Source organism: Porphyromonas crevioricanis, from assembly GCF_900476255.1.
Taxonomy (GTDB): Bacteria; Bacteroidota; Bacteroidia; order Bacteroidales; family Porphyromonadaceae; genus Porphyromonas; species Porphyromonas crevioricanis.
Window position 1 is genome coordinate 66,778 of the sequence record NZ_LS483447.1, and the last position, 23,962, is coordinate 90,739.

Consider the following 23,962-nt stretch of genomic DNA (forward strand, 5'->3'; position numbering starts at 1 on the left):
CAATGAATCGCAAGCAGAAATGCTATGTTGTTTGGAAAGGACACAACCCCGGTGTGTACGATGATTGGCTTGAATGCAAAGCTCAAGTAGAGGGATACAATAATTCCAAATACAGAGCCTACCCCAACCGAGAAGAAGCAATCGCAGCATACGAAGCTGGCTATCATGCTGCTTCGAAAAGCTCCCGAACAGAGGAAAAAGGAGGGGAGCATAAGCCAATTTGGCGAAGTCTGTCTGTTGATGCTGCTTGTAGTGGTAACCCCGGAGATATGGAGTATAGAGGTGTGTTCACGTGGAGTAAAGAGCTTGTCTTTCATGTGGGGCCTCTACCAGGAGGGACTAACAACATTGGTGAGTTTCTTGCCTTGGTGCATGGTCTGGCTCTGTGCAAACAGAAAGGATGGGATCTACCCATCTATACAGATAGCCGTACCGCGATGGCTTGGGTGCGAGAGAAGAAGTGTAAGACATTGCTTTTGCCTACAAAACAAAATGCGAAGATCTTCGATCTCATCAAACGGGCAGAGAACTGGCTTCTGCATAATACATACACAACTCCCATATACAAATGGGATACGGGAAGCTGGTCAGAAATCCCGGCGGATTTCGGGCGCAAATGAATCAGTTATTTCTCTTTAACCCGGGAAATGAAGCCAGCTATATGTTCCCTAAAGCATCGGCCTATACTCCTCCCTCCATAGTACGACGCATGGAGCAGGATCTCTCATCTGTATTTGCCGCACTAGGGACAGAGAGGGATGCTGTTTTTTGCCCTTCCTCCAAAGGAGATTTATTGCTTTGTGCTGGACAACCGGCCATTGCCTATGCCAAGGAGAGGGACCTTCCACGACATCGGATTTCCAATGAAGCAATGCTCTTGTGTCCATGGGGACCACAAGCTTTCGGCTTTGCAAACTACCAAAAAAGAATAGAGAAGCTGGGGCAAAAATTACTTCCTCTTGCTCCTGAACATCCCCATGTTCGTAATTTGATCGATCGCACAACCGCTGCACGATTGATGAGGGAACTATCTCAAAACCTTGATTATCCTGCCGAACTCGTTGCTATCCCGTTCCACTCGTCTTCCGAGATAACCAATTTGCCACCCTCCTTTTCCGGTCATGCTTTGGCCAAACAACCCTATTCTTCTTCCGGGAGAGGGATTATTCCTCTTTCCATTCCTCTGTCAACAGCAAATCGCCAGGCTATAGACAATGCTCTTCTCCGATCCGGACATCTCATGCTTGAGCGACGACTTGATAGAGTGGCCGACTTAGCATCGGAGTGGGTGATAGAAAAGGAGGGGCAAGTGTACTTGTGTGGTTATTCGGCTTTTCGGACGACTGAGCGTGGCAGCTACATCGGAAATTGGCTCTATCCGCAAGAGGAGATTAGACAAAGGTTATCTGAACTGGTGGGAGGAAAGCTCCTGCGAGAGACGGAAAGAAGGACAAAAGAATTTATAGAGAGGGAATTAGCTCCTTTCTATCATGGTCTTGTGGGGATCGATCAACTTATTTATCGAAATAACGATCGACTCGCTTACTATCCGGCCGTGGAAATCAATCTGCGTATGACAATGGGGCATTTGGCAATTAAGCTCGCTGAGCGACTTCTATCCCCGGGAAGCCGAGGAGTCTTCCGATTAGGGATCGCTTCGGGGGAGGATCTACCTACTCCTTCATTTGATTCGGATGGCCTACTCCGTACGGGAGCTATCAAGCTCAGTTCACGAGCAGCAGATGCTCGTTTCGAAGCTATCATCGTAGCACAGCAAGAAAGCTCTGCACCCCCTTTTAACCAAGTATTCCCAGCTTAGTTTACCTTCCTTTCGTTTGGGATTATCAACTACCTTTGCGCCATATGGATTGGAATACTATATCAACTTTTCTACAAGAGAATGCCATAGAGCTTCTGGCCGCAGCAATAACTTTTCTCTGGATCTACTTCGAGATAAAGGCTTCCATGTGGATGTGGCCATTAGGTGTCATACTTCCTATTTTCTGGATCTATATCTCTATGGAATCTCGCTTCTATGGCAACGTAGTTGTCAATACCTACTACCTGATAACCACGATTATTGGCTGGGTCATGTGGGCCCGCAACCCCAAAGGGACAGAACAAGGCCAAATACGCACACTCTGGGGAAAACTTCTTGCTCTGAGTTTATTAGGTATGGTGCTCCTTGCTGTTCCTACTTATGGTTTGTTGAGCAACTGTTGGGGTTGGTTTGATATTCCGGCTGAGAATACTAGTTCTCTGCCTTGGGCTGATACTTTGGCCACATTGATTAGCTTCGTGGGGATGATATGGTTGGCTCTCAAAGTCAAGGAGCAGTGGTTGTGTTGGCTTTTTGCCAATATCTTCTCTTCTATTATATTCTTTCACACTAGATACTGGATCTCCGGGGTCGTATTTGTGGTTAATGTCTCCCTCTCCGTGATCGGTTACAGACAATGGATTAGAATGCAGAGAGCCCAGTCCCAATCACATTATTCGGCTACTTAGAGATATTTTGCCATGCAACAACACACACTGATAATCCCTGCTATTTCTGCGAGCAATGCACCATTAGTCTCTATTCTGGCTGCTGGAGAGTTTCCAGCCGAAGGAAGCCTGAGTGCTTCCATATTGTCAGCCTCTTATGTAAAGTCTGACCGACGTCTGGTATGTTGCGATGGAGCATTCGACAGATTGCAGAAAGCCGGGTATGGACTGCCGGATGCAGTGGTGGGAGATTTAGATTCTATTTCTGAAAAAAGTCTCAAAGCCTTGGGAGATCAGGTTCATCGTATGAACGATCAAGAGACCAATGATTTGACCAAGACAGTGCATTATGTGCAGAGTCGCTATGCTCCTTCCTCTCTGTGCATTCTGGGTCTTACCGGATTGAGAGAGGATCACACTTTAGGCAACATCGCCCTGCTTCCCTCCTATATACGCATGGGTTTCGAACTGATTGTGGCTCCTACGCCTTATGGATGCCTCTATGCTTTTGAGGGGAAAGCTCGCATTTTCGGTTCTCCCGGCCGGCAAGTATCTCTTTTTGATTTTTGTCATTCACCCCTCAGTACAAAAGGGCTCAAATGGGAGCTTCACCGGCAGGTTTTGTCTGAACTCTGGATGGGGACACTCAATGAGATGCAGGCAGAGAGCTTCGAGGTGAACAGTTCGGCCCCAATTGTTATATCTCTGCAAGACGAGACAAAAAAACGCAGCCGGTGAAAAAGACCCGACAGTCAGTCCAAAGCCGATGGTGGCAAACCCTTTTGTTTTGCCTGTTTTTTTCGGTCATCCCAGCTGTAGCTCAGCGGACCAACACTGGTATAGAGGGAGTTGTGGTAGATTCCATCAGTGGGGATCCACTCCCCTACGTAACAGTTGTTTTTGAAGAAAATAGCCAAGAAGGAACTAGTACGGATGAGAACGGCTACTTCAAACTAACCTCTTCTAAAGGATACCGCAAGGTCGTAGTGAGCTATGTAGGCTTTGCCTCTCAGCATATCACACTCAAACCCGGGGAGATGCGTCGAGGAGTAAAGGTGCGGCTCTCCTCCGAAAGCGTCCATCTATCCACCCTCTTTGTTCGCCCGAAACGGCAGAGATACAGACGCAAGAACAATCCGGCTGTGGATTTAATCAACAGAGCCATTGCGGCTAAGAAACGAAACCGTATTGAGTCTAAACAACGTTATCAGTACGACACTTACGAACGCTTAATTCTCTACAGCGATCACTACCAGCCCGGTCGGAAAATGTTCGGTCTGGATTCTGTCCGTTCGAGACAAATGGCCGACACATCTTCCTTTTCGGATAATCTGATTTTTCCTCTTTCTGTGCGAGAAAAGATCAGTCGAGATACGCACAATGAGGTTGATGGGCGATTGAGCAGAGGTATCGTACGCTATCACAGAGGGATAGAGGAAGAGGTGGATGAAGGTCCCCTATCAGCCAACATAGATGAGATTTTCCGTCCAATAGACATCTATGACGCAAATATCCCCATCCTGTTACAACGTATCCCTTCTCCTCTGAACACTGCCTTTGCCACGAGTTTCTACAAGTTTTTTATTCAGGATACATTACATATCGCTGGGGCCAAGTGTGTAGAACTCACCTTTGTGCCCTTTGAACCTCATGCACCGGGATTCTCGGGGCGTATTCGCTTGGCCCTCCCAGAGTGTGCCGTGCAACATGTAGAGCTGAATATGCCTGTTGCAGCTAATGTCAATTGGGTGCGCAAGCTACGTTTGAGACAAGATTTTCGCCCCATAGTCCTTCCCGAGACATCCGGCCAGGACAGTCTACCCAACCGCATATGGATACCCGACAGGCAAACAACTGAAGTTTTGATCACCGCGGATGATCTTTTCTTGCCCGGAGGCATAGAGGCACATCAGACACGTGTCTTCTATGACTTTCATTTCGATGATGAGGCCGAACCTATGCCAGCCGAATGGAAAGAACGACCTGAAGGATATGTACCGTTCCTTCCTGATACCAAACGTTGGGAAGAACTCCGCCCTGAGCCGATGCCCAACGGAGGATTGGCTGTCTACGAATTGATGAATGTCCTGCAAAAAACCAACAACTATCGTTTCCTGACTTTCCTCACTCGTTCTGTCATGTCCGGCTATGCCTCTTTGCCCGCCGGCACTCTGGATGGAAAAAAGCTAAGCAAGGTAGATATAGGCCCGGTTGAAACTTTTCTCAGCGGAAATGCTGTAGAAGGTTTTCGAGCTCGAATAGGAGGAGGAACCACAGCTAACTTGTCACAACACTTTTTCCTGGATGGCTATCTGGCATACGGATTCAAGGATGAGAAGCTGAAGTATCGTGCCAATCTGACCTATACACCCTTGAAGAAAGAGTACTTTGTGGACGAGTACCCTCGCCGTAATTTGTACCTGACCGCTCAGTCCGACATACTCATCCCAGGAGAAGTTTCCGATGCCGTCTATCGAGGCAATGTGTTGGATATACTCGGAACGAGAAAAAATACTAATCGCACTTATGTAGACAATTATCGTCTGGGATTTGCAGCTGATTGGACCCGCAGCGTTTCTACTCAAATCTATGCCGATTACCGTCAGGTAACACCTACCGGCACACTTGTATATGAATCGGTAGATGAGAACGGCAACCTGCATCGTATCGACAATTATCGAACCACAGAGTTCGGGTTTACTCTGCGGTGGGAACCGATGAGAGTGATCTACAATGGGCGTCGAGGAGCCGAATCCGGCTTCAATCTGACAAAGCGTGGCCCCATATTCAGACTAAGTCATCGTATGGCTTTTGCCGGTCTGTTCGGCAGCGATTATGGATTCCAACGTACGGATTTGTCCTACTATCAGACTTTGCGAATGTCCTTCCTTGGCTTTATAGATATGCGATTCAACGCAGGCATTCTATGGACGAAAGCTCCCTATCCCCTCCTAGCTATTGCTCCCTCCAACAGCAGCTATGTACGTCGGAACGACGCCTTCCAACTTTTATCGCTGACCGATGGGCCGGGCTGCACGCCACCTATCACCTGAATGGATTGATATTGAACCGCATTCCTCTATTGCGAACATTAGGACTGCGCGAAATCGTTTCGGCTCATGTTCTTTGGGGAGATCTGACTTCTAAAAATCAACCACCTGCTCCCGGGCTTTTTATTTTCCCAGAAAATGTTGGTCCAATGCAGAATACATGGTACACAGAAGGAAGCGTCGGGTTGGAAAACATTCTCAAGTTCCTCCGCTTAGAGTATTTCTATCGCTTTTCACAACAAAATAAACCCGGAGTCCCTCGTCAAGGGCTTCGATTTGGATTTGCCTTACGTTTCTAAATAGGGAGTATTTACCCCGGTTTCATTGGAGGTAAGAATCTCTGATCTCCGATGGGTGGGAGTATGCATACCGAACATTACTCTCGAAGAGAAAGTGAAATCCTCTCCCAACCTCGACACAAGGCCAAAAGCCTCCCTACTCATTTAAGCGGGATTTCTCCCGATTTTCTTTTGCCAGTCTCTAAAAGTTGTACAGATCCGAAAGTGATACGATGGGGCATTTCAGCCCGTGCCAATCGAGGACGAAGCCATGCTCGCAATGCTTCTTCGCTCAGAGGATATTCCTTATTGCAACACTCCACATGGGCAGCCAATACCTGTCCGAAAGAAGGATGAGGGATAGGGAAAACCTTGGCGGTAAAGACCTCCGGGTGAGCAGCGATAGTGCGTTCCACCACTTCCGGATAGATATTTTCACCTCCGGAAACGATCATCTGATCGGCACGTCCTTGATAGAAGTAATACCCTTCTTGATTACAACGCATCAAATCGCCTGTGGCCTGCCATTGTTTATCTCGCCCTTGCATAGCCCAACCCGAACGAACCCATAAGACTCCTACCCCATCAGCACTGACCTGCTCCAATCGACAATGCACACCTCGTATGGGACGGCCAAGCGTGGTCTCTGTGTATCGCTCCAAATCATCAGGAGTGGCCAAAAGAAAGAAACCAGCCTCAGAGGTACCATAAAGATTGTAAACCACCTTACCTAACTTCTCGTGTGTCTCTTGAATAAGTTTTCTCTCAAGTCGATCCCCTCCACATATAATACAACGAAGAGAGGCCAGTTGCTCTGCCGAAGAAGATTTTTGAAGCATCCGGGAGAGCATGACAGGTACCAAGGGAGCCACTTCGATACCATGCCTGTGAATAGCTTGCAGAGCTTGCTCTGCGTCGAAATGACGAGTAAGTAAAATTTCCTTGCCCATAACAAGCGAAGTGATGAGCGTTGCCAAACCGAATCCATGGTAGAGAGGGAGGGCTATGTATACATTCCGATAGCGATGTATGCCAATCTGCCGGAGTAGAGCCAAAAGAGGCGGGAGGAATTGTGTGGCAGAAGGGCGTCGAGAAGCAGCCTTGTAATGACCGCTCGATCCTCCCGTGAGCACAGTTAGCTCGCCGCCTCTTCGTATGCGAGGTAGTTTTCCTTGTGGTACCAGATTCCGCGTCAACAGGCTTTCAACATTCTCTATAGTGACAAAAGCAATCGAAAGAGAGGAGGGAAGACTTTTCTCACGGAGATTTTCGTCGAGAATAAGCAAATCATACCTTCCTCCCTTATGAAGCAACTCATCCAACTTCTCTCCTCCCATCTCGGTATTGAGCAGATGCGTATGCACGCCAAGACGAGAGAGAGCGGGCAAAAGTAATACAGCCATGCTGTGATTGCGACAGAGAAGTCCGACTCGTTGCCCAGCCTTGAGCTCATAGTGCCCCTGAAGCAAGTAGGCTAACTGTGTTGCTCTTTGATACAACTCGCTATAAGACAAAGAAGCTCCGTCGGAGGGGAGAAGAGCTGTTTGATGCGGATAAGTCTGGGCAGAAAAACGCAAGAGAGCCATGAGGGTAGTACCCTCAGAAAGCAGGCTCTTTACCCAGCGATACAATCCCTTAGGAGTAATGAAATGCAGCTTAATAAGAGTCTGAAAGACAGAATATGTCTGGGATGTCTTCATAAGAAGTCGGAAGTGTGTGTTAGAAAATCTGCACAATGGTGTCTCCTTGCACTTGAATTTGTACCCTGTATAAGGGTATCTCGTCGTCTTAAAGGGGCTGCTTCAAAACATAGATTTTGAAGCAGCCCCTTTTTGTTGCTACCTAAGACTATCTAAGGTCTTTTACTTTTGATTTTCGTAATCAAATGCCATCATTAGCTTGACCAGTTTTTGCTCTGCTTTTTCGAGCGCATCAGCCCGTTCTCCAGTAGTTGGTACGTATCCCCCGGCCTGCAAAGTGATGAATGTATCCACATTGCTTAAAGTCTCATCGATGATAGGCATTGCTTTTTCTGGATCTTCCTCAGACAGTTTAGCCCTAATACTTCCCGCAATCAGGTTAGCATTATCTCCAATTGAGATAGCAAGTGTATCCATCAGACTGAATGTGCGTGACTGGTTAGAAGTAATTCTCCAGTTTACAATGGCTTTTGCCAAGCCTTTGATCCATTTCTCACGCAAGGCTTTGGGAGCGACCAGACATTCGCCAAAGACATTTTGAGAAGGAGTCCAACCCTCACTTATCAGTTTTTTGATGGTACTATTAGACATTTCAGGCTCAAGCTGGTTGGTAGAAACACAGAACAATCGTCTCAAATCAATAGCAATATCAGAAACGAATAAACCACTGGCACGGCTGTTACTCGGAATCCATTTTCTGCTCAAACTTCGATCTTCCCCTTCAAGAAAAAGCATAATTTCTTCTTCCGAAAGGACTCGCCCTGTTTCATCTCTTACAATAGCTCGATTATTGGGTCTGTCACTTCTATCAAACGAAATATCTTCCGTACTCAGCCCGGCTAAAAGGGGATGGAGACCTCTCATAGCTGAGATAGAGAGAGGACTTCTTCTTTTTAATGTTCTCCCTCTATCCTCTTGTTCTTGCCCCTCTCCTTCCTCCAAAGTCTTTTTCTTCTTTTTCTTGTCCTGAGATTTTTTTTCAGCTTTCATCCAGCCTCCGAAGAGTTGGTCTACATAGGAAGGGTCACAAGTAGCATAGACCTCACCCTCTTTAAGTTCCTTTTGCTTGGTCACATCAAAGAGAAAAGTCGTAGGGCTCGGGGTTTCTCCCAAGTACTCGCAAATCGCATCCAATATGGACCTTTTGACCTGTTGCCCACTTGAGAAAGGAATACGACGACTAAATTGAGGGTCGTAGTAGTATTTCTGACCATCTGCAACACAGAAAACAGTGTGCTCTGCTCTTTTGAGCGTACGGATATAAATGGTGTTCATAGTCTTGTATGTTTATTGTTTATGATTGTTTTTCCACAAAGGTGTAATCAAACTTGAGCAATGTATTGAAATAGACGAACTCCTCATTGGTCATCAAATGCACCTCGTCTTTCAAAGTTTTCAATTGTGCCAAATCGTCCTTGTCTACTCCTGCCAGCATCTCCGTAAGAGCTTCTATAAACTGCTTCTTGGTTTTTACATCAAAAAGTTTCTTTTCGATCAGATTCTTCCGTTCTGTCCCCGAAGCCCCTTGCCTATAGCGCAGAATTAGATTTGCCAATTCTGCAGTATAGTCCGTAATCTCTTGCTTATTCCTTGACAACATAGCAATTAACCAGGTTTTATATGATTGATAAATATTTATTTCTTCTTCTTTCTTGATTGTGAAAGTCTTTGCCTCCAGCATATATTTCTCCAAATTTTTCGGGCGCAATGCTTGTAATCCTATACTTCCTAATTCACAAGCCCTTTTGATATGTCTTCCGTACAAGGCTTGAAAATCTTTACTGTCGAAACGATCAGCCCCTTCGTAGAGCTGTCTGTAAACATCTCTTAGCCTCGTACCCGATTTCAAATAGATGGGAATAAATCCGATCGTTTTATTAGTCTGTCCAAAGCTGTAGACGTAGGAGGTCAATTCTCCGTTGGGATAATGCCGTGAAAGGCTAAAAAACAGATTGGACCAATCAACTGTATTGACCTCTATCTGACTCTCATTCACCGCAAATATGCCTTCATTTTCGAGGGTTGAGAAATCAAAGTCTTCGCGATAACTTTTCCCCAATCTGTAAGTGAGCCACTGCCCATTCCAGGAGTTTATCTGATTGCCTCGCAATTTCTCAAGAGTGGGGTCGTTCAGGTACTTGCGATAATATCCCCATCCTTCAAATACGAGTAGCAACAGTTCGGGGTCGTCGATCAAGAAGTTGTACCCTCCTGCTACTCCAATGCCCAGCCCCGAGCCAATCCAAGAACAATAGATATCCTCCTTGTCACTCTCTGTAACAATATCGGTTGTGAGCCCCGATGTACTCGCAAATTCTGTTTCTTCCGATGCAGGGTAGCCCAAAGCAAAACTGGCATCAGGAGATTCGTTCTCTATTTTGTCGTAAAGGTTTTCCAGCTTCTCCTTCCTTTCGTCGGGAGTCAAGAGGTGCACCTTCTGTCCCTTACTCATCTGGACAAAGGGGGAATTGGTCACCCACTGCATATACTTAGGATGATTAAAGAACAACTCGAAATAGACCTGACTAAAGAACTCTTTGGCAGATAACTTTGAGTTATTTTTCTCGTTAAAGGCTTTTAGGAACGTCTTTCCAATTACAGAGGTTATCATATTATCACTCCTACATTGTTGTTTATCATATCAATATCTAAGCCCATTTCGGAGGAATAGGCTTCGTCCGGCACAATGAAAGGGCGGTTTCCCTTTTCGAGTTGTCTCCTTTGTGCCACAGCGGAGAAATAAGAGGGTATTTCCAACTGAAGTCTTGTCTCCAAATCTCCTTTCTCATATTCGTACACATCACTCTCTGTTACGCAAACAACGCTATCGATATCCAGTAACTTGAATAGTATCGCCTTGCTGTTGTGCGTCAGACAGTCTATCGTAATTCTGCCGTCGGCCTTGAAAATCGAATGCTCTTCGATCTCCAAAAAGTCGATAGAAGTAAATACCTCATCTATTTTGGACTGCAATTCTCTTTCTCGTAAAGGTTGGGCGTCTTCCAATACCTCAAACGATTTTTGCAGGATGTCCACATCATAAGGTTTGGCCTCTTTCTTACTCTCAGACGGGGCTATCACATAAATATCTTTCAGCTGCCCAATACGCTCCTTACTTCTTTTGCGATTGATTCGCCCGAAACGCTGGATCATGGCATCCAGAGGGGCACACTCGGTAATCATCACATCAAAGCTTATATCCAAGCTAACCTCCACAATCTGTGTTGCTACCACAACGCAAGCCTCATCCGAGGTATTGAACTGATGCAATGACCTACCCTCTTCATCAAGACCAAGCAAAGCTCTCTCCTTTTCATTTCGGTCTTTTCTTTTGAAACGACTGTGCAACAACAAAGAAGGTATCCATGGATATATCTCCCGAATTTGCTCATAGACTTCCTGAGCCTTCTTCACCCGATTTTGTACAATGAGGATTTTCTCTCCTTTCTCGATGGCCTGCCCTATGAGGGAGAAAAGGGATTCAAAAGAGGTCGCTTTGTGAATGATGTGCCGGTCATACCTATCCAACTCTTCGGAAGAGAGTTTTATTTCCAAAACATCGTCTCCCAAAATCTCCCCTATTTTGCGATAGAGCAAAGAAGGCATTGTAGCAGTACCGATGTGTACTCTACAGCCTATTCTCTTTAGGATCTGGACCAACTTCAATACAATAGCCTGCGATATGCCCGAGTAGGTATGTACTTCATCCAGAATAACATCACAGTCCTTCAGGTCAAGCAGCATGGCCTCATATCCTTTCATCCCGAAAGCCAAAGCCGACAACTGATGGGGAGTCAGTATCTTGACGGCAGAACCGATGTGCGACTGGAGTACCGTCTCCTCGTCTCTTCCCCGACGTTTTACGACCTGCGAGGTGGAGTGAAGCAAACGTATGTCGAGCTCCTGATTATCTCTCTCGAGATCATTGGCCACTCTCTGATACATGGCATTGATCGAAGCCTGGTAAGGAAGGGTATAAAAGACACGTCCGCTACATCTGCGGAACAGGTAGTCCGTCTTGCCTGCTCCCGTAGGGGCAACTACAATAGTATGCTTCTGGGGAGCATTGGCATCCAACAGCGAAAGAGAATAGAGAGGGTGAGGACGATTGTAGAAAGACAAATCAGGGCTTCTGAAGAGACGGGGAAGAAATGTTTGCACTGCTCCCGAAACTGCGGATGCAAAATGATCTGCTCCCATCAAGAGCCCTCTCCATTCCGAAACAGCTCTTTCTCTTGTCCGTTCTTCGCAATAATCAATAGAGTACTGCAAATTGTCAATAGCCTCCTCTACGGATATGTGCCGGTAAGGAATGCCCAGAGCAAGCAATACTTTCCAAGCTCTCTCGGACCATTCTTGCCACCTACCCAAATGGTAATCTACATAGTCGCACTCCTCTTCCAAATCAAGTAATCCCAATCCTGAAATGTCTCTCCTGACTGACTTATGATGGCCTACCACCATCTCTATGAGTGCATTCCACTGTTCCTTGGGAAAGGCAGAGAGGAAAAAGAGAGAGGCTATCTCGTGACGAAAAGAAGTACTGCTGGGTTGTGGAGCTTTTTCCAAACGATCCTGAAAAACATGATGTGCCTTGCCTATATCGTGCAGAATGGCTCCATTCCGAGCAATATTTATATCCACAGAAAGATGGTTCGCCATCTTTTCTGCGACCAAAGCAACCTGCTCTGTATGGGCAAGCAATGTAGCTCTCTCAGGACCCGATTTGGCAAACAAGTCGTCCATCAGTAACTCTTGACCGGAGAGCCCACTATTTTTAGCCAACCATACATCTGTTCCCCTGTTTTTCTGTTAACACCCACAGGGAAGGAGCGATCATTCCTCTCAAAAATAAGCTCGAAACCGGCCATCTGCTCTTCATCATCAAACTCACTTTCGGACAAGACCAGCATCTCTTGAGGAAACACAATGTCTTCGTTTCGTACAAGACAGATATGCTGAGAGAAGGCACGTTGGGCATCTTCCTGCTCTTTGAAAGCCAAGTAGAGCACAGGGTTGATGAGCACACCACGTATAATAATGGAGGTATCCCTCCGATACAAATAGTCACTTCCCTTCCTTGTCCTATTCCATCCCCTTGTTTGCATCATCTCCTGCTGTTGAGAGATTTGCTCATAAGAGAGCCTGTGTCTGACAATCTTCTGAATGCCGGAAACACTCAATAGCTCGGGAAAAAGTTTCCTCTCAATCCCCTCGACGATGCTGGGCGTTAGAAATTGTTGAGAGAAAGTCTCGCTATCTCTCACACTGGTCCACGGTTTGATGAAGCCGAAAGGGCCGGTATATTTCACAACATAAAGAGTTCTATCCATGGTCGTCTCTATTTTAGTGCCCCAAATCCTATTCCGGTGCTATTACCAATACCCACATTCCACGCAAAAGCAACCATTTCTGGACTCCCCTCCACGACTACGGGACAGAGATTAGCCTTGTTCTTTATGCCCTTGTAAGAGATGAGTTTGACCCTGGGATTGGGATAATCTCGGTCGAAGTAGACTTTCACATCCTCTGCTTCCAACCCTGCCATACGCGCCTTGGTCTTTAGTGTTTCGGTCATAAAAAGGTCTGCCTCCTTGTCCTGGTAGGTGTAATGCGTTTCTTTGACTTCGTTGTGTCTTTTTATAAGGACTGGACTGGCTAAGAAGAAACGCTCCTTTCGAGAAAAGTCCGGTGTAGGCTGAAGACGGATATCGACCACTCGTGTACCTGCAAACATTTCGGGTTGCTCCAAAATACTTTTGACCACTCTTCGTGCCGGCTCAGAATCATAAAAATTGAGAGTAAAGAAAGAGCCGTCCAGTAGCTTGATACCCTCTTTAGTCGTCTCGACATTCTGAAACCACGAAAATGAGTACAAACTCACTTGCCCATGCTCGCTATTCTCTCTTCCCAGCCATTTATGTACACAACCCGTGAGTAAGGATTGATAATTAAAATCGATCGGCCGATTAGAAGCCGATACCTTTATGTATAGTCTCATATCTTGATTGAATTATTTTTCCAAACAGTCTTTAAGGAATACATTTCACAAATCTTTCTAATCCAAAATAGAACACAACGAACGGAGCAGACATAGCTGGCAGGTCTTTCTGTAGAAATGCACTACGAGACCTCAAGCCTACCCTATCACGCTCAAAAAAGCGAGATCAGCCCTTCGGGCTCTCCTATCAAAAACCGCAGCGATTTTATTCGGATAAGAAAACAGAAATATGTTTTGCAAACATACAAATTAGATTCTATTGTCCTCTGATATGGATAAATCGTAGATTTTTTGTTTAGGAAACTTTGCACGGACTCCTAAATGGCGATTAAATCTTGCCTTTTATTGGCTCTGTGGAATGCGTTGATCTTGAAGGCATTGAGATGGAGCACACAAGGAGTATACTTACCATTATGAGCAAGCTCGAATATTGAAAATAAGGCAGCGAGTGCCAGAGGATAGAGGAATGCTCTCATCCACATATAATGTACAAGAGAAGGAGAAGTCTCCAGCTAAGAGCTAACGGAGCAGGCGATAGAGATAGAGCCAGCGTAGTAGAGGAGTGAAGAGGTGTGTCAGGGGAGCCGTAAGCCGAGCCCACCAAGGGACATAAAACAACCGTCTGCCGGTAGCCAAGCGAAGCAAAAGCATAGCTCCCTCGTCTGCGGTGTAGCAAGGTAAGTGCCTATAAGCCTTATTCGCCTGCGACATAGAGGTCGCCACTAATGGCATGTAGGCGATACGCACCTGAATGCCTTGTGGAGGGAGTTCCATTTGAGCTGTTCGGCACCAGAGATCAGCAGCTCCTTTCGAGGCATGGTAGGCTGACCAATGGGGAGTTTTCGGGTAGAGCAAACTCACCGAGGAAGTATAAATGATGCCCCCTTTAGCTCGCTTCAAACTGGGTATCAGCGCAAGAGCCAAGTGCACCATAGCTCTATAATTCAGGTCAATAGTGCGATCAAAGTCGTGTGCACGATCCAGACTCTCGAGAAGGGGCCTACATATAGATTTACCTGCATTGGCAAAGAAATAATCGACCGAAGGCAGCAGGCCGGGAAGCTCCTCACAAAGTTGCTCCAAATCATCTCTTCGACGCAAATCTACGGCTCGGTATATAGCGTGGCAACCTGCTCGCTCCGCCTCCTGGCAAAGAGCTTTTAGCTCTGTCTCCCGGCGAGCAATGAGAAGCAAAGAGGCTCCACAGCGAATCAATCGTCGAGCCAATGCAGCTCCTATGCCTGATGAACCCCCCGTAATGACAACCCAACGCCCCTTGAAGTGCACCTTTAGACGGTGTTCGGAGCAGCGAGGGGTAGGATAAAGCAGATGCATAACTGTGGTCGAAGAGAGAGGATCGGCCGAAAGGTACTACAACTAACCGAAACCGTTGCATTTCTCCGGCTCTGTTTAGAGTCCAAAAGAATCCCTCTCGATATGCCTCATTCTATTTATTTCTATGTTTTTCCATTTACACAGAAAGGCACTTTTTTCTACTCGAATTAGGGCTATTTTGATCGTGTTTTTCCTCCTTTTTTGATCCCCATAGGAGATATTTTTTGCTAACACAGGGGAAAAGGAAATTTCTCTCAGGAGAGAAAATCGACCCTCTCAGAACGCCCTATTCATCGGCATTCTGGAGGGTGGTAAAAAAGAGAATAAGAAGGAGGTTGCATACACTTGTCCACAGACCCTTTTTCTCCTCTATTTTCCGGTTTCCGCCACGACCAAAATTTACAAAACACACCAACTTCAATAAATAGAAATAGGTAATACCTTCAAGATTTCTAGAACAGCCTTTTGATAATCCACGCAACAGTCCTTAGAAAAAGGGAGACCTTTGTGCACAGATTGCAAAATACAGTAATCTTGAAGGGATTGAGACTGAGAGTGGGGAGTATACCTATCGTTATAGCCACGAATGCCAAGACGACAAAGCAAGTAGCGTGTCATGCAACGGTTTCTTAAGAGCAAAAAATATCTCCTGATAGAACAGCACTCTATCAGGAGATATCTTTCAGTTTTCTCAGAAAGCAAAAAAACTACTTTCTAATGACGGGAATTGACCTTTCTCCGACCTTGACAAGGTAAGATCCCTGTGGCAAATGAGACACATCAAAATCGGCAGCTCCATCCTCATTGCACTTTGCATTCATAATTGCTACGCCTTCAACAGTAAACAGTATTACCTCAACAAAGGCCTCAGCTCCTCTTATCTGAAGATTACTGGACATTGGATTAGGATACAGCTGCACTTGCTCTGATTGTACAACCTCTGCTGCAATTGGCTTCGACCCCATGTAGCGTATGGGCTGACCTCCGTTGTAATCTTCACATAACCATCCCTTTTCCCAAGCCAATCTCACATCTTCCTCATAACAAACATTCTCCTCCTTGTCGGATTGAGTATCTATAATACACAGCTTATTGTTATTTATGGGATGCGGATAGCTATGATCTGGTAGTGATTGAATAAAACGGGAGGTTGCTTCCCCATCCATTTTGTTCCTTTCGGCAAAAATTGAAAATAATTTATCCAGACCCGTTACATCTAGTTCTCGAAGAGCATTACTCGATACATCCATTATTGCCAAATCCTCTGCTTTATGAAATTCCGTAGAAACTACCAAGGTTTCCAAATTTTGATTGTTATTTAGTATAACCCCATTGAGCTTCTTTGCACGAGAAAGATCCAAACTTGACAGGTTAGTCTGCGAACAAGTTATTCCCTCCAGTTCTGCAAGCATAGACAAGTCAAGATTTGAGAGCGGATTATTGGAGCATCTCAAAGTCTGAATTTTCGTATTTGCAGCAAGATTTAAGTCTCTCAGGTTGTTATACGAACAATCTAAAAATCTCAACTCTTTCAACTCCTTTAGCTCCAAAGATTGCAAATTAGATGCACTGCAGTCGACATACTGAAGTTTTTTATTGTTCACAAGTGATAGGTCTAGCACTTGTGTTGAGGAACAACGAAGGTACTCCAACTCTAAATTCTTACTGAGATCTATCGAGTTTAGAGGGATCATTGAGCAAGATAAAATTTTCAATTGTGGGCAATTCAAAACATCCACCTGTGTTACTAAAGCATCTGTTATCTTGAAGGATGTTACTGTTCCATAAATTTCCACATCAAAAGATGGTTGATCGGGGTCTTGCGACTTCAGCTCGTAAGATACCCATTCTCCATTTTTCCAATCTTGAAGATTTTCAATCCCATTACTTTTGATGACAACAGCATCCTCTGCAACAATTAACAACGGCAATACTCCTGTAAATTTGTACGGAGAACCGTCTTGAGCTACAGAAGGATCGAACTTAAAAGTAATACAAGGCTCTGTTTGAGCTCTCGCTGTAACGAGCGAGAGAAATGAGACAATAAACAATACTGTCATTCTACAAAATAGCTGCAATATTCTTTCCATAATTTTATTTTTCCTATTCCTTAAAACACTCATTCTAACGATGAACAATACCTAGAACTCCTCCTTTCTTCACCTGCTGAATCATTATCGCCGTCACCTCTCCAAACGAGTATTCCACATTCCAGCGCAATAATAAAAAAAAAGCTATTTCCACCCAATCTCTTTGAGCATAGCCTTCCCTAACGCACTCTTATCATTACCTTTGCAGACTAGGTCTGCATACAAGATGCATGGGGACATACAACTGCCCCGATAAATTCAGTCAGACCCAAGAGGATAATCATATATATATATATATATCAATATCAAGATGAATTGGTTTGAATGCAAAGTTTCTTACGAGAAAACAGCCGACACCGGCCTTACAAAAAAAGTTGTAGAAAGTTATCTGGTCGATGCGCTTAGCTTCACTGAAGCAGAAGCTCGTATCATCAAGGAAGTGACTCCTTTTGTGTCAATGGGGGAATTTAATGTGAACAATATCAAACGTGCTAAGATAGCAGAGCTATTTACCTCTGCCAATGAAACAGAGGATCGCTACTATCGAGCTAAGGTTTTATACATTACACTTGATGAAAAAACAGCCACCGAGAAAAAAACTCCTGCCACAATGGTGGTGCAAGCCTCTTCGCTCGAGACAGCGGTCAAACGCCTGATAGAAGAGATGAACAAAGGAATGGCAACCTATGAAATTGCCTCTATAACCGACACCAATATTATAGACATCTATCCATTCGAGGGAAACCTAAAGGAGGTCAGCCGATGATTGCAGAGCGATTGGATGCCGTGCGGAGTGGCCTGCCGAGCACAGTGCGGTTGGTAGCCGTCTCCAAGTTTCACCCGGCAGAAAGCGTAATAGAGGCCTACCGTGCCGGGCAACGTCATTTCGGAGAGAACAGAGTACAAGAAATGGTCGGTAAGGCCGAAGCTCTGCAAGATATTTGCCCCGAACTGCAATGGCATCAAATAGGAACATTGCAACGCAACAAGGTAAAATATATCGCCCCCTTTGTCTCATTGATAGAAAGTGTAGACTCGATCAAGCTGGTAGAAGAGATCGAACGGCAAGCCGAACGAGTGGGGCGTGTGATAGACATCTTGCTGCAGGTACATGTAGCAGCCGAAGAGACCAAGAGTGGATTTGCCTCGAACGAGCTTCTTGAGGCAGCCCGGCTACTGGCCACCCCGGGAGCCTATCCTCACATTCGCACTTGCGGACTGATGGGAATGGGCACTCTTACTTCCGATGAGGAGCGTATCCGCTCTGACTTCAGGCAAATACGTCATCTTTTCTCATCCCTCAAACAAGGCTGCTTTGCTACATCCCCACACTTCTGCCAGCTCTCCATGGGAATGAGTGGTGACTATCGCATTGCCATAGAGGAAGGCTCTACTTCCGTACGCATCGGCACGGCGATCTTCGGAGAACGCAACCACATCTGAGACAGCAGTTTAGAGTCCAAGATTTAGCAACACTTTTGTTTGAGGCTTCCATTCGCTCCACAATCACAATACAGCAAATACAATACTCAAAAGGGAGACCGAAACAGATATTATGACAGAGACCAATCAGAATCAACAGTCGCAAAACCGCTGTCCTCGTTTGTGGCGGCGATATGGGGTACCGGTGGCAGTCATTCTTTTCTTCGCTGCCCTGTCCCTCGCATATTTTACCCCAGCAACATTCCAGGGGCGGGAGCTCTTCCAGCAAGATGTAGCCGGAGCCAGTGGCACGGCACAAGACGTGCGCGACCACGAAAAGGCTACCGGCGAACACTCCTACTGGACCAACAGTCTTTTCGGAGGAATGCCGATGTACCAAATCTCCCCCTCCTACCCCTCCACACAGGCCCTGCAGAAAGCACAATATGTAGGTACCCTTCGCCTGCCATTCGACCTGCTGGGGTCCTATGCTTGGCTGCTCTTTGCCATGCTTGGCGGATTCTACCTCTTTATGCGTTCCTTGCGACAAAAAATCCTGCCATCGATCATAGGAGCCGTGATGTGGACTTTTTCCAGCTACTTCCTTATCCTGATTGTAGCCGGACATATCTGGAAACTCACTGCTCTGTGTTTCATTCCTCCGACCATAGCCGGGATGGTTTGGTGCTACCGGGGCGAATATCTCAAAGGAGGCTTTGTGACAGCTCTCTTTGTAGCCTTGCAAATTCTGGCCAACCATGTGCAAATGAGCTACTACTTCCTCTTCGTGATGGCTGCTCTCTTTGTGGCTTTTCTGGTCGAAGCCATTCAGCAGAAACAACTCAAACGCTTCGGGATAGCCTCGCTTACCTTGCTATTTGCAGGCATCGTAGGTGTAGCTATCAATCTCACCAATCTATACCACACCTACCAATACTCACAAGAGACCATGCGTGGTGGCTCTGAACTGACCCTCAAACAGCAAGAAGGCGGAAATAGTGCCTCTCACGAAAATAAGAGTGGACTGGACAAAGACTATATCACGCGCTGGAGCTACGGCAAAGGAGAGACTTGGAGCTTACTTGTCCCCAATGTAAAGGGGGGAGGCAGCGGATACATGGGAGCCAGCGAAAAAACAGCGGAGATCATAATAGACAAGGTCTCTCATCCCGAGATAAGGAGTTATGTAGCCAGTAGCAATCATTACTGGGGGGATCAGCCTTTTACGGCCGGTCCTGTGTATGTGGGGGCTTTCGTACTTACTCTTTTCATCTTTGGTTGCATTCGAGTCAAAGGACCCATCAAATGGGCTTTGCTTGCTGCCACCATACTCTCCGTACTGCTCTCTTGGGGGCACAACTTGATGTGGCTCACGGATTTGTTTATCGACTACTTCCCGATGTACAACAAGTTCCGCACAGTGTCGAGCATTTTGGTGATAGCAGAATTTACGATACCGGCCCTAGCTATACTGGGGTTGAGCGAGTTGCTTCGTCATCCGGAAGAGGCTCTCAAAGACAAGTGGGCCATAGGTCTTAGCTTGGGGCTTACTGCCGGAGCCGCTCTGCTATTTGCCCTCTCTCCTTCTCTCTTTTTCGATTTCCTTTCTGTGCAGGAGCAAAACCATTTTACTCAGGTAATGGCAAAAAATCCACAGGTTTATGGTCAAGTGATAGATAGTCTCACTTCCGTGCGTATGGCAATCTTCCAGGCTGATGCCTGGCGCAGCTCGCTGATCATCGTCTTGTCGGTTATTCCCATTGTCCTGTACCTGTATCGCAAGCTCTCGGCCATACCCACTCTGTTGCTGGTAGGTGCAATCACGTTGATCGATCTTTGGGTGGTTGACAAACGTTACCTTAATGATGTCCATTTCATCAGCTCGCAAATGGTCAAGGCACAGGCAGCCCCGAAGAGCATCGCTGACGAATTGATTTTGGCTGACAAAACACCTGGTTTCCGTGTACTAAATCTCTCCGTAGATACATTCAACGACGCAACAACTTCTCGCTGGCATCACAGTGTAGGAGGGTATCACGCAGCCAAGCTGCAGCGATACCAGGATCTGATCGACCATCAGCTATCCAAGCGCAATCCACGCGTATTGGCCATGCTCAACACTCGTTATCTACTCATACCCGACGAAAAGGGTCAACCTCAGGTAATCCCCAACGCAGCAACCTATGGACCAGCTTGGTTTGTCAGTGAGATAAAGTGGGTAGAAGATGCCAATGCAGAGATGAAAGCTCTCGATACACTCGATCTGAGAAATATTGCTGTGATAGACAAACGCTTCGACTCGCAAACTTTGCGTTCTATACCCAAACTAACTGACAGCACAGCCCGTATCGATATAGAAAGTCATACCCCCAACAAACTTGTGTATAGAACCGAGAGCAAAGAACCAGCTTTGGCGGTATTGAGCGAAATCTATTATCCTCACGGTTGGAAAGCCACGATAGACGGACAACGGGTAGACATTGTCAGAGCAAACTATGTACTTCGGGCTATCGCCATACCGGCCGGAGAACACCGATTGGAGCTTAGCTTCGAGCCGGACTCCATACATAGAACAGAGCGTATAGCATACGTCATGTTCTACCTCCTTGTAGCAGCCGCCATCGCTTTGGTCTTGAAGCAGTTTGTTCACCTGCGAGCAAAAAAGATGGATAATAAAGAAGAATAACGAGCAACCTAATCCGTATTTTCCGGGTTTTACTGTCGTAGTTTTCCTTTAGGGTAAAAGAGCTGTTTTTTAGGAGTCTCACCCAAATAAAAATTTACAAGGAGAAGCAGTAAACACAGATAACCAGGAATAAAAAAGCGATGAAAATAATATCCTACAACGTCAATGGACTAAGGGCTGCCGTAAAAAAGGGGTTAGCCGAATGGTTAGCACAAGAGTCTCCAGATGTATTTTGCATACAAGAGACAAAGCTCCAACCGGATCAATTCGACCCGACTCCTTTTGTCGAAGCCGGATACCCCTATTCTTATCTCTATTCAGCCCAGAAGAAAGGCTATAGCGGAGTGGCTATCCTCTCCAAGATAGAGCCGGACAAGGTACAATCCGGCATGGGTATAGAGGCTTATGATAATGAAGGACGTTTTATCCGGGCCGACTTCGGCGACCTCAGCGTTATCTCTGCGTATCACCCCTCTGGACAAAGTGGAGATATACGTCAGGCTTTCAAGATGCAGTGGCTCTCGGACTTCCAAGACTATGTAGGCGAACTTCGTGCAAGCCGGCCAAAGCTGGTACTCTGCGGTGATTACAATATTTGCCATGAAGCTATAGACATACATGACCCGGTGCGCAATGCCACGGTAAGTGGGTTTCTGCCCGAAGAGCGTGCCTGGATGTCTCAATTCTTGGCCGATGGATACACAGACTCATTTCGCCACCTCTATCCCGAAGCAGTCAAATATTCGTGGTGGAGCTATCGAGCCGGAGCAAGAGCAAAAAACAAAGGATGGCGTATTGATTACTGTATGCTTACCGATAACCTTCGCTCCGAACTCAAAGAGGCCGAAATACTCAACGACGCTGTACATAGCGACCATTGCCCGGTAAGTGTTACACTTTGATGACTTCGTCTGAACAAAAGGATAAAGAATTGAGCCAGTAAGAAGCCTGAAACGTCATTGGGTCCCAATCCGACTTTATTGTTTTACTTTTGCCGGAGACTTGCTTGCGTGGCATGACTTAGCACAAAACAACGCTATTCTTAGATCAGCATGAAAAAAGTATTTCATCTACTCCTGCTCGGCTTGTTCCTCTGTACGGCAGCTTCAGCCCAGCAGCAATACATCAAGGTACCAGTAGCATTCTACAATCTGGAAAACCTCTTCGATACGGAAAAAGGGCCAAACCAAGACTCCGACTATCTTCCGGAAGGACGCAACAAATGGACGGAGGAGCGATACAAAGAAAAGCTCTCCAATATGGCCGATGTAATTAGTCGCATCGGGGGGAGAGGTCCGGCGGTGATCGGAGTATCGGAAATAGAAAATCGCCGTGTCCTGGAAGACTTGGTAGCTCAACCGCAACTGGCGCACTTGGGATACAGCATCGTTCATTATGATTCACCTGACTTGAGAGGGATTGACTGCGCACTGCTCTACAGACCAGAGATCTTTCGACTCACCAATAGCAGTGCACACCCGGTGAATATCCCTGGAGAGCCTCATATCAAAACACGAGACGTTGTTCTTGCTTCGGGTAAGATAGATGGGGAGAATTTCCACTTTCTGGTGGGGCACTGGCCTTCCAGAGCCGGAGGAGAGGCAGCATCCATACACAGACGTATGGCCGCAGCCCGTGTAATGCGCACCCTCACAGACTCCATCGTATCGGCCGATGAAACAGCCAAAGTGATTCTCATGGGAGACTTCAATGATGACCCCACATCTCCCTCTGTAGCGAAAGGTCTGGATCTAAAGGAAAAGGCTGATCCTTTAGCCTACAACGAACTTTTTACCCCCATGCTTCGGTTGTACAAAAACGGGATAGGCACATTGGCCTATCGTGATGTTTGGAACCTTTTCGACATCATTTGCGTCAATGGCAACTTAACAGGGAACAACTACAGCAGTTTCCGGCTATATCAAGATCCTAATACGGAGCATCTGGCCTTTGTTTTCAACAAACCTTTCCTTCGTCAAAAAGAAGGGAAGTTCAAGGGATACCCTCTCCGCACAATGGTAGGAGGGGCCTATCAGGGCGGATACAGCGACCACTTCCCTGTGTATATCTATCTAGTGAAAGAGATAAAGCAGTAAGTTTCGGGTTGCCCGATTATCACTATTTTTGCTCCGTCTTCACTCATTTCTCCAAATGAGAAGAGAGAAGAAAGACCACGTTCAGCTATTATCCAGAAACAATACTACAGAATAAATGGCAACGACAGCAGACTTTAGAAATGGTATGTGCCTCGACATCGATGGCCAGTACTACTTCATCGTGGAATTTCTCCACGTAAAGCCCGGCAAAGGTCCGGCTTTTGTTCGCACCAAATTGCGCAACGTATCTACAGGTCGCATCCTTGATAAGACATGGAACAGCGGTGTGAAAGTAGAAGAGGTGCGTATCGAGCGTCGTCCTTATCAATTCCTGTATCAGGATGAGATGGGTTACAACTTCATGCACCCCGAAACATTCGACCAGATAAGCATCCCGGGAGAAGGGATCCAGGGAGTGCAGTTCCTGAAAGAGGGCGATATGGTAGAGGCAATGGTACATGCTGCCAGCGAAACAATCCTCACCTGCGAACTCCCCCCACACGTAACCCTACGTGTTACATACACCGAGCCGGGTCTCAAGGGAGACACTGCAACCAACGCTCTTAAACCGGCTACCTTGGAGACAGGAGCCGAAGTACGTGTACCTCTCTTCATCAGCGAAGGAGAATTGATCGAAGTCGATACACGAGATGGCTCTTATGTAGGTCGTGTGAAAGAATAATTGCCCCAAAATCCCGACAATCGCCTTGTTGGTATTTCGGGATATGTCAATTTGTCAGAATGCCAGCTCCGAAATTCGGAGCTGGCATTTCTTTTGCACGTAGATAGAGTGTAATAGCAAAACAAACTAAAATCA

19 protein-coding genes are annotated in these 23,962 nt (G+C 46.2%); 11 read left to right on the forward strand and 8 right to left on the reverse strand.

Annotated elements, in window-relative coordinates:
- Positions 1-2: 2 nt before the first annotated feature.
- From DQN70_RS00300 to DQN70_RS00320, 5 genes are read left to right on the forward strand one after another with little or no spacing between them, the layout of a single operon-like run.
- On the forward strand, positions 3-620 hold the full coding sequence (locus tag DQN70_RS00300) for a ribonuclease H1 domain-containing protein (RefSeq protein WP_023939819.1): 618 nt from the start codon (positions 3-5) through the stop codon (positions 618-620).
- A complete protein-coding gene (locus DQN70_RS00305) occupies positions 569-1,819 on the forward strand; it encodes a hypothetical protein (protein WP_143742793.1) in 1,251 nt (416 codons plus the stop codon). The genes DQN70_RS00300 and DQN70_RS00305 overlap by 52 nt, the downstream gene beginning before the upstream one ends.
- Positions 1,820-1,863: 44 nt before the next feature.
- The gene (gene pnuC / locus DQN70_RS00310) at positions 1,864-2,508 is read left to right on the forward strand and encodes a nicotinamide riboside transporter PnuC (protein WP_023935820.1); all 645 of its coding nucleotides are present in this window, start codon (positions 1,864-1,866) and stop codon (positions 2,506-2,508) included.
- A gap of 12 nt (positions 2,509-2,520) precedes the next feature.
- A complete protein-coding gene (locus DQN70_RS00315) occupies positions 2,521-3,225 on the forward strand; it encodes a thiamine diphosphokinase (RefSeq protein ID WP_023935818.1) in 705 nt (234 codons plus the stop codon).
- Positions 3,222-5,540: a DUF5686 and carboxypeptidase-like regulatory domain-containing protein gene (locus tag DQN70_RS00320; RefSeq protein WP_052521766.1), complete on the forward strand. Its 2,319-nt coding sequence runs from the start codon at positions 3,222-3,224 to the stop codon at positions 5,538-5,540. Before DQN70_RS00315 ends, DQN70_RS00320 begins: the two co-directional genes overlap by 4 nt.
- Before the next feature lie 436 nt (positions 5,541-5,976).
- Here the strand turns inward: DQN70_RS00320 and DQN70_RS00325 are convergent, their stop codons facing one another.
- The 8 genes from DQN70_RS00325 to DQN70_RS00365 form a co-directional block, all read right to left on the reverse strand.
- The gene (locus tag DQN70_RS00325) at positions 5,977-7,515 is read right to left on the reverse strand and encodes an AMP-binding protein (RefSeq protein ID WP_023935812.1); all 1,539 of its coding nucleotides are present in this window, start codon (positions 7,513-7,515) and stop codon (positions 5,977-5,979) included.
- Between the two features lie 162 nt (positions 7,516-7,677).
- Positions 7,678-8,790: a hypothetical protein gene (locus tag DQN70_RS00330; protein WP_023937044.1), complete on the reverse strand. Its 1,113-nt coding sequence runs from the start codon at positions 8,788-8,790 to the stop codon at positions 7,678-7,680.
- A gap of 19 nt (positions 8,791-8,809) precedes the next feature.
- Positions 8,810-10,126, reverse strand: coding sequence for a hypothetical protein (locus tag DQN70_RS00335; protein ID WP_023939830.1), 1,317 nt, complete (start codon positions 10,124-10,126; stop codon positions 8,810-8,812).
- Positions 10,123-12,300, reverse strand: a complete 2,178-nt coding sequence (cas3, locus tag DQN70_RS00340) for a CRISPR-associated helicase Cas3' (protein ID WP_231968842.1) — start codon at positions 12,298-12,300, stop codon at positions 10,123-10,125. The genes DQN70_RS00335 and cas3 overlap by 4 nt, the downstream gene beginning before the upstream one ends.
- Positions 12,261-12,848 (reverse strand): hypothetical protein, encoded by a 588-nt coding sequence (locus DQN70_RS00345; RefSeq protein WP_023937047.1) that lies wholly within the window; start codon positions 12,846-12,848, stop codon positions 12,261-12,263. The genes cas3 and DQN70_RS00345 overlap by 40 nt, the downstream gene beginning before the upstream one ends.
- 8 nt (positions 12,849-12,856) lie before the next feature.
- Entirely contained in the window at positions 12,857-13,516 is a 660-nt protein-coding gene (cas6, locus tag DQN70_RS00350) for a CRISPR-associated endoribonuclease Cas6 (RefSeq protein WP_023937049.1), read from the reverse strand.
- Positions 13,517-14,035: 519 nt separating this feature from the next.
- Positions 14,036-14,851, reverse strand: a complete 816-nt coding sequence (locus DQN70_RS00355; protein WP_023937055.1) for an SDR family NAD(P)-dependent oxidoreductase — start codon at positions 14,849-14,851, stop codon at positions 14,036-14,038.
- Between the two features lie 707 nt (positions 14,852-15,558).
- Positions 15,559-16,941 (reverse strand): T9SS type A sorting domain-containing protein, encoded by a 1,383-nt coding sequence (locus DQN70_RS00365; protein ID WP_023939840.1) that lies wholly within the window; start codon positions 16,939-16,941, stop codon positions 15,559-15,561.
- Between the two features lie 304 nt (positions 16,942-17,245).
- On the opposite strand from DQN70_RS00365, the gene DQN70_RS00370 reads away from it, so the two are divergent.
- The 6 genes from DQN70_RS00370 (at position 17,246) to efp (ending at position 23,827) form a co-directional block, all read left to right on the forward strand.
- On the forward strand, positions 17,246-17,707 hold the full coding sequence (locus DQN70_RS00370; protein WP_162831714.1) for a DUF4494 domain-containing protein: 462 nt from the start codon (positions 17,246-17,248) through the stop codon (positions 17,705-17,707).
- The gene (locus tag DQN70_RS00375) at positions 17,704-18,384 is read left to right on the forward strand and encodes a YggS family pyridoxal phosphate-dependent enzyme (RefSeq protein ID WP_023939843.1); all 681 of its coding nucleotides are present in this window, start codon (positions 17,704-17,706) and stop codon (positions 18,382-18,384) included. Before DQN70_RS00370 ends, DQN70_RS00375 begins: the two co-directional genes overlap by 4 nt.
- A 112-nt stretch (positions 18,385-18,496) precedes the next feature.
- Positions 18,497-21,049: a YfhO family protein gene (locus tag DQN70_RS00380; RefSeq protein WP_023939845.1), complete on the forward strand. Its 2,553-nt coding sequence runs from the start codon at positions 18,497-18,499 to the stop codon at positions 21,047-21,049.
- Positions 21,050-21,189: 140 nt separating this feature from the next.
- Positions 21,190-21,951, forward strand: coding sequence for an exodeoxyribonuclease III (locus tag DQN70_RS00385; RefSeq protein ID WP_023937065.1), 762 nt, complete (start codon positions 21,190-21,192; stop codon positions 21,949-21,951).
- 150 nt (positions 21,952-22,101) lie between these two features.
- Positions 22,102-23,145: an endonuclease/exonuclease/phosphatase family protein gene (locus DQN70_RS00390; RefSeq protein ID WP_023939847.1), complete on the forward strand. Its 1,044-nt coding sequence runs from the start codon at positions 22,102-22,104 to the stop codon at positions 23,143-23,145.
- 115 nt (positions 23,146-23,260) lie between these two features.
- A complete protein-coding gene (gene efp / locus DQN70_RS00395) occupies positions 23,261-23,827 on the forward strand; it encodes an elongation factor P (RefSeq protein ID WP_023937068.1) in 567 nt (188 codons plus the stop codon).
- The last annotated feature ends 135 nt before the right edge of the window (positions 23,828-23,962 follow it).

Excerpts from the sequence above, each read along its gene's own strand:
- DQN70_RS00305 (WP_143742793.1), top strand. The coding sequence starts at position 569 with ATGGGATACGGGAAGCTGGTCAGAAATCCCGGCGGATTTCGGGCGCAA.
- DQN70_RS00385 (WP_023937065.1), top strand. The coding sequence starts at position 21,190 with ATGAAAATAATATCCTACAACGTCAATGGACTAAGGGCTGCCGTAAAA.
- DQN70_RS00300 (WP_023939819.1), top strand. The coding sequence starts at position 3 with ATGAATCGCAAGCAGAAATGCTATGTTGTTTGGAAAGGACACAACCCC.
- DQN70_RS00325 (WP_023935812.1), bottom strand. The coding sequence starts at position 7,515 with ATGAAGACATCCCAGACATATTCTGTCTTTCAGACTCTTATTAAGCTG.
- pnuC (WP_023935820.1), top strand. The coding sequence starts at position 1,864 with ATGGATTGGAATACTATATCAACTTTTCTACAAGAGAATGCCATAGAG.
- DQN70_RS00380 (WP_023939845.1), top strand. The coding sequence starts at position 18,497 with ATGACAGAGACCAATCAGAATCAACAGTCGCAAAACCGCTGTCCTCGT.
- cas6 (WP_023937049.1), bottom strand. The coding sequence starts at position 13,516 with ATGAGACTATACATAAAGGTATCGGCTTCTAATCGGCCGATCGATTTT.
- DQN70_RS00330 (WP_023937044.1), bottom strand. The coding sequence starts at position 8,790 with ATGAACACCATTTATATCCGTACGCTCAAAAGAGCAGAGCACACTGTT.
- DQN70_RS00390 (WP_023939847.1), top strand. The coding sequence starts at position 22,102 with ATGAAAAAAGTATTTCATCTACTCCTGCTCGGCTTGTTCCTCTGTACG.
- efp (WP_023937068.1), top strand. The coding sequence starts at position 23,261 with ATGGCAACGACAGCAGACTTTAGAAATGGTATGTGCCTCGACATCGAT.
- DQN70_RS00355 (WP_023937055.1), bottom strand. The coding sequence starts at position 14,851 with ATGCATCTGCTTTATCCTACCCCTCGCTGCTCCGAACACCGTCTAAAG.
- DQN70_RS00365 (WP_023939840.1), bottom strand. The coding sequence starts at position 16,941 with ATGGAAAGAATATTGCAGCTATTTTGTAGAATGACAGTATTGTTTATT.
- DQN70_RS00335 (WP_023939830.1), bottom strand. The coding sequence starts at position 10,126 with ATGATAACCTCTGTAATTGGAAAGACGTTCCTAAAAGCCTTTAACGAG.
- DQN70_RS00315 (WP_023935818.1), top strand. The coding sequence starts at position 2,521 with ATGCAACAACACACACTGATAATCCCTGCTATTTCTGCGAGCAATGCA.
- DQN70_RS00345 (WP_023937047.1), bottom strand. The coding sequence starts at position 12,848 with ATGGATAGAACTCTTTATGTTGTGAAATATACCGGCCCTTTCGGCTTC.
- DQN70_RS00375 (WP_023939843.1), top strand. The coding sequence starts at position 17,704 with ATGATTGCAGAGCGATTGGATGCCGTGCGGAGTGGCCTGCCGAGCACA.